The organism is Microcoleus sp. PH2017_09_SFU_O_A (genome assembly GCF_020738625.1).
Lineage (GTDB): Bacteria > Cyanobacteriota > Cyanobacteriia > Cyanobacteriales > Microcoleaceae > Microcoleus.
Map to the genome: position 1 here is coordinate 23,516 of NZ_JAEQCF010000038.1, position 13,784 is coordinate 37,299.

At 45.9% G+C, this 13,784-nt stretch carries 12 protein-coding genes and 1 pseudogene; 6 read left to right on the forward strand and 7 right to left on the reverse strand.

What is annotated here, in order from left to right:
• Window positions 1-27: 27 nt before the first annotated feature.
• The 3 genes and pseudogenes from JGK16_RS15945 (at window position 28) to JGK16_RS15955 (ending at window position 4,066) form a co-directional block, all read left to right on the forward strand.
• Window positions 28-1,239 (forward strand): transposase, encoded by a 1,212-nt coding sequence (locus tag JGK16_RS15945; RefSeq protein WP_293191314.1) that lies wholly within the window; start codon window positions 28-30, stop codon window positions 1,237-1,239.
• 475 nt (window positions 1,240-1,714) lie between these two features.
• Window positions 1,715-3,148: pseudogene (gltX, locus tag JGK16_RS15950) on the forward strand (glutamate--tRNA ligase); the annotation flags it as partial.
• Window positions 3,149-3,634: 486 nt separating this feature from the next.
• Window positions 3,635-4,066 (forward strand): CAAD domain-containing protein, encoded by a 432-nt coding sequence (locus tag JGK16_RS15955; RefSeq protein ID WP_293182875.1) that lies wholly within the window; start codon window positions 3,635-3,637, stop codon window positions 4,064-4,066.
• A 415-nt stretch (window positions 4,067-4,481) separates the two neighbouring features.
• On the opposite strand, the gene JGK16_RS15960 is transcribed toward JGK16_RS15955, so the two are convergent.
• A complete protein-coding gene (locus tag JGK16_RS15960; protein WP_325314938.1) occupies window positions 4,482-4,628 on the reverse strand; it encodes a DUF4277 domain-containing protein in 147 nt (48 codons plus the stop codon).
• A 251-nt stretch (window positions 4,629-4,879) separates the two neighbouring features.
• Between JGK16_RS15960 and JGK16_RS15965 the strand changes: the two genes are divergently transcribed.
• From JGK16_RS15965 to JGK16_RS15975, 3 genes are all read left to right on the forward strand, one after another.
• Window positions 4,880-5,080, forward strand: coding sequence for a hypothetical protein (locus JGK16_RS15965; protein ID WP_293191316.1), 201 nt, complete (start codon window positions 4,880-4,882; stop codon window positions 5,078-5,080).
• Between the two features lie 276 nt (window positions 5,081-5,356).
• A complete protein-coding gene (locus JGK16_RS15970) occupies window positions 5,357-6,673 on the forward strand; it encodes a homoserine dehydrogenase (RefSeq protein WP_293191318.1) in 1,317 nt (438 codons plus the stop codon).
• A gap of 256 nt (window positions 6,674-6,929) precedes the next feature.
• Complete coding sequence (locus tag JGK16_RS15975) at window positions 6,930-7,766, forward strand: hypothetical protein (RefSeq protein ID WP_293191320.1); 837 nt, start codon at window positions 6,930-6,932, stop codon at window positions 7,764-7,766.
• Here the strand turns inward: JGK16_RS15975 and JGK16_RS15980 are convergent.
• The 6 genes from JGK16_RS15980 to JGK16_RS16005 all read right to left on the reverse strand — a co-directional run bounded on the left by JGK16_RS15980 (window position 7,763) and on the right by JGK16_RS16005 (window position 13,570).
• The gene (locus tag JGK16_RS15980; protein WP_293182861.1) at window positions 7,763-8,260 is read right to left on the reverse strand and encodes a hypothetical protein; all 498 of its coding nucleotides are present in this window, start codon (window positions 8,258-8,260) and stop codon (window positions 7,763-7,765) included. The two genes, JGK16_RS15975 and JGK16_RS15980, sit on opposite strands and share 4 nt — an antisense overlap.
• Window positions 8,261-8,375: 115 nt before the next feature.
• On the reverse strand, window positions 8,376-8,942 hold the full coding sequence (locus JGK16_RS15985; RefSeq protein WP_293191322.1) for a Uma2 family endonuclease: 567 nt from the start codon (window positions 8,940-8,942) through the stop codon (window positions 8,376-8,378).
• A gap of 179 nt (window positions 8,943-9,121) precedes the next feature.
• Complete coding sequence (locus JGK16_RS15990; RefSeq protein WP_293182857.1) at window positions 9,122-10,006, reverse strand: PhzF family phenazine biosynthesis protein; 885 nt, start codon at window positions 10,004-10,006, stop codon at window positions 9,122-9,124.
• A gap of 267 nt (window positions 10,007-10,273) precedes the next feature.
• On the reverse strand, window positions 10,274-11,821 hold the full coding sequence (gene trpE / locus JGK16_RS15995; protein WP_293182855.1) for an anthranilate synthase component I: 1,548 nt from the start codon (window positions 11,819-11,821) through the stop codon (window positions 10,274-10,276).
• 155 nt (window positions 11,822-11,976) lie between these two features.
• Window positions 11,977-12,840 carry a GNAT family N-acetyltransferase gene (locus JGK16_RS16000; protein WP_293191324.1) on the reverse strand — a complete coding sequence of 288 codons (864 nt, stop codon included), beginning with the start codon at window positions 12,838-12,840 and terminating at the stop codon, window positions 11,977-11,979.
• A gap of 304 nt (window positions 12,841-13,144) precedes the next feature.
• Entirely contained in the window at window positions 13,145-13,570 is a 426-nt protein-coding gene (locus tag JGK16_RS16005) for a photosystem I reaction center subunit II PsaD (RefSeq protein WP_293182871.1), read from the reverse strand.
• Between the last annotated feature and the right edge of the window lie 214 nt (window positions 13,571-13,784).

Consider the following 13,784-nt stretch of genomic DNA (forward strand, 5'->3'; position numbering starts at 1 on the left):
TTTATCAAAAAATGATATCATAGATTCATGTTAACAGTAACTCACGAGTACAAACTTCGACCTAATAAACACCAAGTCGAAATATTTGAGACTTGGTTAAACGTTTGTCGTCAGGTATATAACTATGCCTTGAGAGAACGGAAGGATTGGGTAAATTCTCGCAAGTCTCCTGTTAATGCTTGTTCGATAGTTGGTGAATATATCATCTCACCAGACACACCTAGACCTACCTATGCTAGTCAGTGTAAAAATCTAGCAAGAGCTAAGAAGATTTATTCCGAATTAAAGGTTCCGCATTCGCAAGTGTTGCAGCAAACATTAAAGGTGTTAGAATCGGCATTTGTGGCAATGTGGGATCGAGGACATGGTTTTCCACGCTTTAAAAAAAGGCTGCGCTCGTTTGTGTTTCCGGCTGTCAAAGATGCAGCAGTGGAGAATGGACGGGTTAATCTGCCAAAAATTGGTTGGGTCAGGTTGAAGATGTCTAGGCCTGTACCAGAGGGTTTTCTCCTGGCGCAAATTAGAGTAGTTAAAAAGGCTTCTGGTTATTTTGTAATGCTGACTTATCGGTTAGCGGTAAATATACCGGACATTCTCCCGTCGGGACATCCTCTAGGTGTGGATATCGGACTAGATAAATACTTGGCAACCTCTGATGGAGAATTGGTAAATCGACCGAGATTCTTTAATGCACTTCACCGCGAGTTGAAATTACTGCAACGAAGATTAAAGCATAAGAGAAAAGGGTCTAATAACTGGCTAAAGCTTCAAAGAAAAATTTCTCAAATTTATCAAAGAATTAGCGATACTCGAAAGGATTGGCATTATAAATTAGCTCATCGGCTGTGCGACCAAGCGTCCATGATATTTGTTGAAAATATCAATTTTAAGGCTTGGGCTAAGGGGTTGTTTGGTAAACATACTTTAGATGCAGCTTATGGTCAATTTTTTTCCATCCTGTCTCATGTGTGCTGGAAGCGTGGGGTGTATTTTGCCCAAGTAGACAAGAACTATACCAGTCAAACCTGCCCTAATTGTGGAACCTTGACTGGTAAGAAAAGCCTAGATGTCAGGGTTCATTCTTGCCCTGAATGTGGGTATACGACCCACAGAGATGTAGCAGCAGCACAGGTGATTAGAAATCGAGGTATCCTTGCGGTTGGACAGCCCGTGAGTCAAATTGCTTCGGGAGGCGTACTGTCGGGAGTCCATAGGAATATCGGGCTAGATAAGGAATAGAAATTAAATAACTTAAGCAAATTTGTGGGATGGGCGGGAGAGCCCGTGCAGAAAGGACGGGCGGGACGCCCATCCCACAACAATCATCGAGCGTGTAAGTTATTAAATTTTCATTCCTAAGTGCCTTTGAGAGAAGAATCCCCCCGATTCATCGGTGGGGAGTGTCAAAAGAATTAATAATTATCGATCGCGCCGACCGCATCCCTGCCGCAGTTATTCCTGCTTTAAAAAATAGGCCCAAAGGTCAATCCAGTCTTGGGCGCCGACAATGCTAATATCGTCAAGATGCCGTCTGCTCAAAAAGCCCGAGACTTTCGCCCGATCGCTAATTAGCCTATTTATCGAGCAATTCCAGGCAAACCAACTGGCAAACACAATTTTTAAGGCGGCAACAAAATATAATAAAATTTGTAGTCACAGCCACAGCAAATCCCCCAACCAGTAAATTGCCCCCAATCTAAAAGCAAAAAGATAAATGAACGTCAGAGTCCGTCTAGCCCCCAGTCCCACCGGAAACCTCCACATCGGTACCGCCAGAACCGCCGTATTTAACTGGCTGTTTGCCCGCAACCAAGGCGGAACATTCATCCTGCGGGTAGAAGACACAGACGTAGAACGTTCTAAAAGCGAATACACCGACAACATCCTCGAAGGACTCACCTGGCTGGGTATGAACTGGGACGAAGGCCCGAGTTTTCAGTCCCAGCGTCTGGAAATCTACCGCCAAACAGTCCAAACCCTTCTCGACAAAGGACTCGCTTACCGCTGCTACACCACGTCAGCAGAACTTGACGAGATGCGGGAAGCACAAAAAGCCAACAAACAGGCCCCCCGCTACGACAACCGCCACCGCCACCTGACGGAGGAACAGCGCGCAGCTTTTGAAGCAGAAGGGCGGCAAGCTGTGATTCGGTTTATCATTGAGGACGATCGCACGATCGCGTGGAACGACATGGTGCGCGACACCGTAACCTGGAAAGGTAGCGACCTCGGCGGCGATATGGTAATCGCCCGCGCATCCAGCGGCGGCCTCATCGGCCAGCCCCTCTACAACCTCGCCGTAGTCGCCGACGACATCGACATGGCCATCACCCACGTCATCCGCGGCGAAGATCACATCGGCAATACTCCGAAACAAATATTGCTTTACGAAGCTTTGGGCGCGACAATCCCAGAATTTGCCCACACACCGCTGATTTTAAACGCGCAAGGGCAAAAACTTTCTAAACGCGACGGCGTTACCTCGATTTCTGACTTCAAAGATATGGGTTATATCCCCGAAGCTTTAGTCAATTACATGACTTTGCTGGGTTGGACTGCGCCGGATTCTACGCAAGAAATATTTACATTGTCCGAAGCTGCGGCAGTCTTTACATTCGATCGAGTCAACAAAGCCGGTGCAAAATTTGATTGGGATAAACTCAATTGGCTTAACGGTCAATACCTGCACAAGATGCCTGTGCCGCAATTGACAGATTTGCTGATACCTTATTGGCAGAAAGCCGGTTATGAGTTTGATTCTAAGGCCGATCGCCCTTGGCTCGAACAAATAGCTGCTTTAATCGGCCCGAGTCTCGTTCGCTTAACCGATGCTGTCGGTATGTGCAAGTTGTTCTTCTTGCCAACTTTGGAATACGAAGAAGAAGCACTCGCACAGTTGCAGCAATCAGGCGCTGCACAGGCTTTACAAGCAGTTCAAGAAGCTCTGGAAAGTCATCCCACCCTAATAGCAGCAGAAGCTCAGAAAATCACTAAAAAGCTCAGTAAAGAGAAAAATCTTAACAAAGGGCTGATTATGCGATCGCTCAGAGCCGCTCTGACAGGTGCAATGCACGGCCCCGACCTGATAGAATCTTGGGTAATCCTTCACCAGCGGGGGACGGCTAAAACCCGCTTGCTTGATGCCATTAGCAACTTGAATTTGCCGGCAGTTGGTGTTGCGGCCGAAACTCCTAGCCTAGAACAACCCAAAGCCGAAACTCCCGCCGAAATTTCCGAGCGGGAACAGCCAGCAGTCGAGGTTTCAACAGTCGAAACACAGGTGGTTGAGCTATCAGCAGCAGAGGTTACAGCAGTCGAAACACCGACTCTTGAAACAGTCGAAACGCCTTTGGTAGAACCAGCAGCAGAGGTTACAGCAGTCGAAACACCGACTCTGGAACCAGCAGCGGAAGTTACAGCAGTCGAAACGCCGACTCTTGAACCAGCAGCGGAAGTTACAGCAGTCGAAACGCCGACTCTTGAACCAGCAGCGGAAGTTACAGCAGTCGAAACACCGGCTGTTTCAACAGTCGGAACGGAGGTTTCAGCAGTCGATATTTCGGCAGTTGAAACAGCCGCAGCAGCAGTTGAAATACCTGCCGCCAATCAGCAAAAAACTATTGCGAGTGGAGAAATGACTTCATCAAACGAACCAGAAACAACCGTTATCATCACCGAAATTCCTGCTGAAAATGAAGCAGACAGTTCGAGCGGTAGCACAAAAGTCATCATTACCGAAGAACCAAATCAGACACAGCAGATCAAAGAACAAATTATTTCAATTTTGTCGGAGTTTCCTGCTTACATCGGCAGCTTTTACGAGCAGTACAAAAGTCCCTTGACAGTTGTCGGTGTCATATTAGCCTCGATTGTTTCTTTGAAAGTGCTTTTGGGCATTGTAGACGAACTCAACGACATCCCCCTGCTAGCACCCACATTCGAGCTAATTGGTATCGGATACAGCGCCTGGTTTATCTACCGCTATTTGCTCCGCTCTTCCAACCGCCAACAATTAGGTCAAGAAATTCAAGCTTTGAAAGAACAAGTTTTTGGCAAAAAGTCCTAAATTTTTGTTGGTAATTTGTTGATTTTGTACCCGATACTGACAAGTTTAAATATGTTGTCAGTGTCGGGTTTTTTAATGAAGGAAGTTCGGCAACGGATTGTGTAACGGATGGAAGGTAGAAGGTAGAAGGTAGAAGGTAGAAGGTAGAAGATAGCCGTAGGGTGCGTCGAAGAAAGAAAAATCCCTCAATACAAACCCAAAATCTGACAGCGACGCACCAGCCATAGCGAGCAGACTCGTAAACAAAACAACTGTTTGTCTTGTTTGCTTAACTATCGTTTCATACCAAATTCTGGTTATTCATCCCCGTTATGAATTGTCTGGTGCGTCGCTGTTTGGGGCATGAAAACTGAATAACTTAAGCAACTTTGCTTCCCGATTTTTGTTCCAGTAAGGACGAAGGGGGGATAGTCGCCTAGGTTATTAAATTTTCATTCCTTAGATGTTCGGGCAATATTCTCTTTCCGATTAGATGTGATGTTGCTTTTCCTACTAAAAATTTATCGAATATGTATAATGGTGCACTTAAAAATCCTAATTTATTCAAAATCATTGCTTTCATGACTTGTCCTGGGTTCAGAAGTTCTTGGGTTCTTATTCCTACTATGAAAGTTGAATTCTTCTACTAATTCCATCTCGTCCATAGCACAATACCGTTTACTTAAGACCGCCCTGGGGGTAAAACCTATGAAAAATAGATACGGAGATTGCTTCGTTCCTCTCGAAGTAGCATCTTAAGTAAACCGTATTGGTCTATAGCAATCCTAAATCATTTGTAAATTTCTTACTCCCTCCCCGAACTCGCTCTGAGGGTTGGGGTGGGGTAAAAAAATTACGACTCCTGCAAAGATTGCTATAGTAGAAGATTTAATTCGAGCAGAAGAAGCACATCTACAGCAACTCGAACAGCAAAATCAGCAACTAGAACAGCAAGTTAATGCAGAAAGGCAGCACGTAGAAAGATTGAAACAGTGGCTTCGAGAATTGGAGGTAGACCTGGATACAGCACTTTAAATTGCAATGCAAAGTCTGATGTAACGTCTGGATTAATTGGTCAGCTCTTTTCTGAAGATAGCAATCACAATCATATTGGTTCGTAGTGAGGACTTTAGTCCTCATAATTAAAGGACTAAATTCCTCACTACGAACCGTTTTTATTAGGAATGATTGATTGGACGCGATCTGATATAGAGTCTGATTTTTTAAAGAAGTCGAGCCTGTGGGTATTCTATGAATGCCTGGTTATCATACAATGATTGTAGATTAAGTGATTTTCTACGGGTCAAAGTCGTGGCTTTCAAAATTGGTTTGCTAGGTTTGGGTACGGTTGGCGCGGGAACAGCAGAGATTTTGCTCTCCCCAGATGGGCGCCATCCGCTGTTGCAGGAATTGGAAATCTATCGGGTGGGAGTGCGCGATATTTCTCGAACTCGGTCTTTACAATTGCCAGAAAATGTGCTGACAACTGACCTAGAGGCGATCGCGACTGACCCGGAAATTGATATTGTAGTAGAACTGATTGGCGGATTGGAACCGGCGCGATCGCTCATTCTGAAAGCGATCGACAACGGGAAGCACGTAGTCACCGCCAACAAAGCAGTTATCGCCCGCTACGGTAATGAAATCTTCGACGCTGCTAATGCAAAAGGCGTTTATGTAATGCTAGAAGCTGCGGTGGGCGGCGGCATTCCGGTCATTCAAACCCTCAAACAATCTTTAGGTGCAAACCGCATCAAAAGTGTCACCGGCATCGTTAACGGCACAACTAATTACATCCTGACGCGGATGCAGACAGAAGGTGCAGACTTTGCCGAAGTCCTCGCGGACGCTCAGCAATTAGGTTATGCTGAAGCTGACCCTACAGCAGATGTGGATGGATGGGATGCTGCTGATAAAATTGCTATTTTAGCTTCGTTAGCTTTTGGCGGACGCATCAATTTAGCAGATATTCACTGCGAAGGTATCAGGCAAGTTAGCGCGGCTGATATTGACTACGCCGACAAGCTGGGATTTACGATCAAATTGCTGGCTATTGCTCAAGAAACTAGCAAAATTTCCGAACATAATGGGGATGCAGAAGGGGAACTCCTCTCGATTCGGGTGCATCCTACTTTTGTGCCGAAAGCTCATCCGCTGGCTAGTGTGAACGGCGTTTACAATGCAATTTTAGTTGAAGGAGATGCGATCGGGCAATTGATGCTCTACGGGCGCGGTGCGGGGGCTGGGCCCACAGCCAGCGCGGTAGTATCCGACATTTTGAATGTGGCTGCTATCCTGAAAACCGAAACTGTGCCGATTCCCCATCCTTTGCTGAGTTGCACTCACCAACACTACTGCAAAATAGCAGAAATGCAGGAACTTGTGACTCGCTTTTACGCGCGTTTTCTGACGCGGGATACTCCGGGGGTAATTGGCAAACTTGGCACTTGTTTCGGCAACCACCAAGTTAGTTTGGAGTCCATTGTGCAGACGGGAATTCACGGCGATTTAGCAGAAATTGTTGTCGTGACTCACGATGTTCGGGAAGGTAATTTCCAACAAGCACTCGATGAAATTCGCGCGATGGAAGCAGTCGATAGTATTGCGAGCACGTTGCGAGTTTTGTAAGAATTGCACAAGGTTATACCAATTTTTTATGAGGTTGCATAGAATCCGATCCCCCCTAGCCCCCCTTAATAAGGGGGGGACAAGATTCCGATCAAAGTCCCCCTTCTTAAGGGGGATTTAGGGGGATCGAGATATGTGCAACTTCACATTAAATTGGTATTAGTAGTGAGGACTTTAGTCATTCTTTTCCTGAGGACTAAAGTCCTCACTACGAACCTTTTTTAGATTGTTTTTAATTTAGTATGGATCAATAAAATTGGATTTTGTCGATCGCCCTACAGGAAGGCACTTGCTAGATTCCCTCTACGAAAAGTTTGCCAAACCCCAACTCCACGATACTGAGGATCCCAGCAATCCGTCAATTTATGTTCGGCACGCAGAGGGGCAAGTTGTTGATGGAAATTATACCATAGAAAAAGTGTTTGAAGACTCGCGCACTGGTTTTTATGCTGAAAGTCGCCTTCCGGTTTCTGGGAATAATCCGCCCGTGCTCGTGATTCGCGGATACGGTTCGTGGTATCCTTTCGATCGCGTTTTGGAAGATACACCCGATGTATTTATGGCCAAAGTACAACGCCAGTTAAAAGCGGCGGAAACTGTAGGCGCTATAGATTGGCTTAAACAGCAATTTCGCAGCGGAAATCCGGCGGATGTCATCGGAGAAAGTTTGGGCGGCAAAGTTGCTCAGCAAATTGTAGCAAAATACCCGGATTATATTCGATCGACTGTAACGTTTAATTCTTTGGGCGTTGCGGAAAAGTTAGCTGAAACTTGCACCGCTAACAATGTTTTTCACTACTTTACTTTAGGCGAAAGGTATGCTTTCTGGGCAAATGGAGGCGATTACATACCGGGAACGATTTTTGTGATTTCCCAGAAAGGGAAAAACTGGTGGTATAAAATCGAAGAGGCGATCGTCCGAATGGCCCGTTTTGAAGGCAAGTTTCGCAAAAGGCGAGTCCTGGTGGTAATGTTGGCTCAGTTGCTGTTGTTAAATCGGCATAATGCGATCGTCCTCAACAAGAAAAAGCCGGTAGTCGTTGAGATCGATCGCGCGCAACTGCAAATTTTCCGAAAAAGCCGCTTCACCTAAACCCCTACCAAAGCCTTCGATGCGCCCGGTGACTGATTTTCCCGCGCTGCGACGGCGAGTACCAGACAAAGCGCTGCGATCGCTTTTTCCCACTCTTCCTTGACGGCGGTGGGTTGAACCCCATCAAAGGCGCTAACTAACCGAGGAATCGATCGATCTAATGCAAGTCTTGGAATCGATTTGTGCATCTCAACTAAATCAGTTAAACTCTCTTGATTCTTCAGAAAACCGACTACCCATTTTGTAGCATGATCTGGACTATCTGGGACATTTTTAATTCCCAATTCTGTTTGCAACCAATCATAAAAAGCTGGGAGTTTTTGGGATAATATAGCCCCAGCAGTAGGCAAACTTTCTTTAAGCAAAGCAGTATCCAGACTTCCCAAGAGTTGATTGAATTCCGGTGAATCCAGCAAGCTGGTTAATGGAAGTGCAAGCAGGGCTTCGGAAGCATCAGAGGATAAATTTAAAGTGCGCGAAAATGTTGATAGCATTGGAAAGTCTCTCAGAAAGATGATGCTTTCACTATGCCAGTAACGCAGAGCAATGAATATGAGCTACCTCATATTAACCCATTTTGATTAGGAATAATTAAATTGAACCCATTTTTTACGCTAGCAACTCATCGACGGCAATACTAAAACCTGGCAAAACTATTTGAGTGCTGACGACTTCACCTATGGTAAATAAAAGTCTCTGCTGTTGAGTAACAACAACAATCCACTGACTCTCAGGAAGTACCAGCCATATTTCTTGACAGCCCGATTGCAGGTATTCATTGGTTTTGGCAAATACTTCTTCCGCTTTATCAGTAGGAGAAATAATTTCAGCAATCAACGGGAAACTTTGAGGAAGTATGGTAAAATCATTAAATTGGGCGACTAATTCTGGTGTCAAGTAAGAAACATCAGGACAGCGACCTCTCTCTACTGTACGGCAACCTGTTTCTGTGTAAACTTCTCCACCTTGTCCGCTGGAAATTGCGTAATTTCCCCAGTAGCGGGATAGCCGAGATTGAATCCGACCAGTTTTTGCTGTCATGCCGTTTTTTTCTACTAATTCTCCATCGATCCATTCTGTGCTGTCAGGCGGGTTTTCCATCCATTCTTCTAGGGAAATTCTGGGAGATTCAATAACTTGAATTTCCCTGGATTCGATGAGTGAACTTACCATCATGTGAGTCAATCCTTCTATATGTGTACTATCTCACAATTTGAGCGGAATATTAAGTTTTCTAGAGTGAAGACCGGGGCGGGTTTATAATAAAATAGGTTTGTAGTGAGGACTTTAGTCCGCAACAAATAAGGACTAAAGTCCTCACTACGAACCTATATAGGAAGCTATATTTGAATGTTTTAAACAAATTCTCCTTTCGCCACCATCACCACTTTACCTCCCACCAAAACTTCTATTTCTTCCTGATTTTTTTGAGCTTTCAACAACAGCAACGAAGGTCTACCAATTTCATAACCCTGTTCGACTCTCACATCAATCTTTGATTCCCCGCAATAAGTATATTCTACCAAATATCCAGCCAAACAGCCATTGGCACTGCCCGTCGCCGGATCTTCGGGGATTCCTAAGGAATGGGCGAAAACTCGGACGTTTAAATCATTAATGTCGCTGTAAGTTTCTGGGCAGAATATCAAAATTTCTTTGGCTTCTGTGGTATTAATTAATTCAAAATATTTATCTAAGTTGACTTGAGCTTTTTTGACGGCTGCGAGGGTTTTTAACGGGACAATTATAAACGGTACTCCGGTAGAAACTTCTTGAATTGGGAAGTTTGTCTCAATCTCATCGGGTTGTAAATTTAGGACGCTGGCGAGAGTTTCGGTTGGCAAAACTTGACCGAATGTTGGTGGGTTTTGTCGCATCCACAAAATATCTGCGGATTCGTTGCGATAATTAAAGGTGACAGGAATTTGACCCACGGCTAAATTGAGAATTACTCGATCGACCTTTTGGCCAATTATCTGTTGTTGTAGCACAAACGCCGTCCCCAGCGTCGGATGACCGGCAAACGGTAATTCCTTCTTGGGCGTGAAGATACGCACGTCATAGCCGCCGTTTTCCGGCTGGTTTGATGGAATAAACGTAGTTTCCGAATAATTGATTTCCTTCGCTATCAGCAGCATTTCGGCCTCTGAGAGTTCCGCAACTCCCGCGCCGCAAAAGACAGCTAGCTGATTGCCAGCATATTTTGACTCGGCAAACACGTCAACGATATAAAAATTCATATTTCCCTCCTTTAAGATTAGAAGACCGGGCGATTGAAATCGCGTCTATACAGACAAAACCCGCCTCCGCTTTCCCTCTTTTAAGATTAGAAGACCGGGCGATTGAAATCGCGTCTATACAGACAAAACCCGCCTCCGCGGGTTGAATACCAGACGGTTAAAATTACGTTATCTTCTCTTTGTCCGCGGAGGCGGACATTGTTTGTGTAGACGCGATTTCAATCGCCGACTCTTATCGACATCGACAAGATTTTTGACCCAGACTCGCTACTTCAAACAGCGAATAGCCTGCAACATACCCCGGGCTTTATTGAGAGTTTCTTCATACTCCATATCCGGGTTAGAATCGGCCACCAAACCAGCACCGGCTTGCACAGAAACCGAATGTTTGTCACCGCCCTGCGATTGAACAACCATAGTGCGAATTGTAATCGCACTATTCAACTGTCCCTCAAAATCATAAAACCCGTAAACCCCAGAATACGGGCCGCGACGGCAACCTTCCAACTCGTGCACAATTTCCATCGCCCGAATCTTCGGAGCACCGCTAACCGTACCAGCAGGAAAACCAGCTTTCAACAAATCCCAAGCCGTCTTATCTTCAGCCAATTCTCCGATTACATTGCTAACAATGTGCATCACATGAGAATAACGCTCAATTTTCATTAATTCGTCAACTTTTACAGTACCGCTGCGGCAAACTCTGCCTAAATCGTTTCTGCCCAAATCAACTAACATCACGTGTTCCGCAATTTCCTTCGGATCTTGCAGTAATTCAGCAGCCAAAGCATCGTCTTGTTGAGGAGTTTGACCCCGGCGGCGCGTACCGGCAATCGGCCGCAAAGTTGCAATCCTTTTGCCGTCAACAGTATTTTCTGCCTTCACCATCACTTCTGGACTGGAACCGATAATCTGCCAATCTCCAAAATTAAAATAAGCCATGTACGGAGAAGGATTGATCAGGCGCAAAGAGCGGTAAAGTGCAAAAGGATCGCCCGTGTATTCTGCTTCCAGCCGCTGCGAAATCACTACCTGAAAAATATCTCCCGCTTTGATATAATCCTTGGCTTTCAATACATTTTCACAATACTTGTCGCGGGTGGTATTGCTGCTGTAAGCTAATTCTGTATTTTCAGTTGTGGAACTTGCATCTTGCCCGTAACTCGGCGGAGTCCATTCTAGGAGAGTAGATTGTTGTGAAAGTGGCGATTTCAGCTTATTTACTAACTGAGAAACCCGATCGCACGCTGCCCCATAGGCCTCGGCCAAATCAACGCCTGTCTCGCGCAAATCCGCATAGGCGACGGCCCAAATTTTCCGTTTCACCTGGTCGAAAATCAGCAAATTATCAACCTGCATCCACAACCCATCCGGCAAATCATTCTCGCCCGCCGGATGCACTGGAACTCGCGGTTCAATCCACTTAATTAACTCGTAACCCCAAAAACCGAACAACCCGCCAATTCCCGGCGGTAACTGCGGCAATTTCACTGGTTTGTAAGGCTGCAAACACTCGGTTAAAGCCTCAAACGGATCGCCCGTAAATACTTTTTCGGAACCGTCGCGGTAAACTTGAGTTGTGCGATCGCCCCTAGCCTCCAAAATCCACAGCGGATCGCACCCTAACAAACTATAACGCCCGAGTTTTTCCCCACCTTCCACCGACTCCAGCAGAAAACTGTAAGGTTGACCGGCGCAAACCCGATACCACGCAGACACAGGCGTATCCAAATCAGCCACCCATTCTTGATATACGGGTACAAAATTGCCTTGTTTCGCCAGTTCCGAAAATTGTGAGAAATCGGGAAATATCATATATAGCAGTTGACAGTTGACAGTTGACAGTTGACAGTTGACAGTTGACAGGAATCAAATTGGAGAGCGATCGCTTGGGGATCTCAGGGGTCTCTTCATGAGGTGCTTTATGTCAATACCTTGAATGGCGGTTGCTATACTAACTTTAATTACAATCAATAAACAAAAGACGGAAACCAACAGCCCTCCGGCGATTGGTACTCGCCAACAGCCATCACCGCCATCGGCTTGACGGCGCGCAGCCCTTGTTGCAAACACCAGCGAAACAAACTTCCATACCTCAGCGGCAAGTGAAAAGCTAGCACATCTTCGGAACTGTACGCAGCAGCCCCCAAGAGCAAAACCTGCATATCTGCCTCGGTTTCGGCGACGCTGTGACCCAAAGCAGATATCGCACAAGTATAAGCCACAATCCGACCTTGCTGGTACGCAACTAACGGACAATAATTATTTAGGGCGTATTCAATCTCGGAAGTTCGATCGCACCCACAGACTTTTTCGCACAAAGCCGCGCATTCGCCCACATTCTCGCCAGCCATCGGCCGCACCTCAAACCCATACTGCGGCACGCTGCGAAACTTCCCCTCCATTAACACGAAAGGTTCCTTCACCTCAAAACCCAGAGAAGCGTACAGCGACAGCGAGGCCATGTTGAAAGATTCTTGCACCAAACGGATGCCTACAGCATCCTGTCCCCGTTCCAGCAAGGCTTTCATGATTTGTCGCCCTGCGCCGCGGCCTTGAAAAGCCCGATCGACACTGACTGGCCCAATACCGCGAATCGGGTTGCGTTCATCCATAAAACCGCAGCCGACAACCGCACCGTCATTCTCGGCTACAACGCCAAAATATGACGGACTTTCGATCCAAAACCGAGTAATTTCGGCCGCCAACTCTACCGTTAGAAAATCTGTGTGAGGGAAGCAGTGGCGATCGGAAATATCTTTAAAAGCTTCATAATTAATGCGAGCGCAAACATCGATATCAGAAATCTGCGATCGCCTGATTGCGACATTCATTTTTAATTTAAGGATTAACTATTAATTAGATTTGATATTTGCAGTAGAAGCTGGGCGCTGCCCATTCCTGTCAACTTAACCCTAAAACCCTTGATAAATCTCGCTTTTCTCCGAGGCCAGATCCCCCTCAATCCCCCGGATAGTCGGGGGAGGAAAGAGAATGCTCTTGTCCCCCCTTTTAAGAAGGAGACGAAAGAGAATGCTCATGTCCCCACCGACTATCAGGGGGGCTAGGGGGATCAGTCTTAACTGAGTCCCAAATAAGCAATATTACTTATGTTTTGCTCAGCAATAGATCGATCGCTTAAGGATCGTAGGTCTTCTTACCTGTGAACTTCACCTTGATCGGATTGGGATTGCTGCCAATATTGCGAGGGACACTACCATTAGCAACACGACCTTCGTTCACCTTCTCAGGGAACACGCCATCCTTGGGATGCAGGTACTCAGTAGAACCGTCAGGAAAAACGCGGTAGATTTTGTAGTTCGAGATTTTGAATTTCGCCCGCAGTTGCTGGCCGCCCAAAGCGATACACTGCTCCTTCCGGGGCAGATACAGCAAGTTGTCGCCTTGACGCATAATCGCAGCGCCACCTGTAGGCATTTCAAACACTTGTTCCTTGGGGCTAGTCCAAGTGATAGCATACTTCTCTTCAACTAGCGCCTTGGTCAGCAAGCCGCCGGTGCTGCCGCCGAAGATGGGGGGTTGTCCAGTCAGTTCTTCTGCCATAGATATATCCAAAGGATTTTTACGGCATCCTATCATCGCCACTGTACCCTGTTATCGAAATTGTAAGGAAAGTTAACAGTTTTTGGGCGATCGATCTTTTCTGATAATTAGGAATTAGTAATTAATAATTGATAATTTGTAATTTTTACCAAAGTTATAAAACAGAACTCTCTCTGCACAAATCCCGAAAAAATATCTCAAAAAAATGTAATGC

Coding starts and splice junctions, on each gene's coding strand:
- JGK16_RS15980 (WP_293182861.1), bottom strand. CDS start 8,260: ATGCTATCAACATTTTCGCGCACTTTAAATTTATCCTCTGATGCTTCC.
- JGK16_RS16000 (WP_293191324.1), bottom strand. CDS start 12,840: ATGAATGTCGCAATCAGGCGATCGCAGATTTCTGATATCGATGTTTGC.
- JGK16_RS16005 (WP_293182871.1), bottom strand. CDS start 13,570: ATGGCAGAAGAACTGACTGGACAACCCCCCATCTTCGGCGGCAGCACC.
- JGK16_RS15990 (WP_293182857.1), bottom strand. CDS start 10,006: ATGAATTTTTATATCGTTGACGTGTTTGCCGAGTCAAAATATGCTGGC.
- JGK16_RS15945 (WP_293191314.1), top strand. CDS start 28: ATGTTAACAGTAACTCACGAGTACAAACTTCGACCTAATAAACACCAA.
- JGK16_RS15985 (WP_293191322.1), bottom strand. CDS start 8,942: ATGATGGTAAGTTCACTCATCGAATCCAGGGAAATTCAAGTTATTGAA.
- trpE (WP_293182855.1), bottom strand. CDS start 11,821: ATGATATTTCCCGATTTCTCACAATTTTCGGAACTGGCGAAACAAGGC.
- JGK16_RS15955 (WP_293182875.1), top strand. CDS start 3,635: ATGACTTCATCAAACGAACCAGAAACAACCGTTATCATCACCGAAATT.
- JGK16_RS15960 (WP_325314938.1), bottom strand. CDS start 4,628: ATGAAAGCAATGATTTTGAATAAATTAGGATTTTTAAGTGCACCATTA.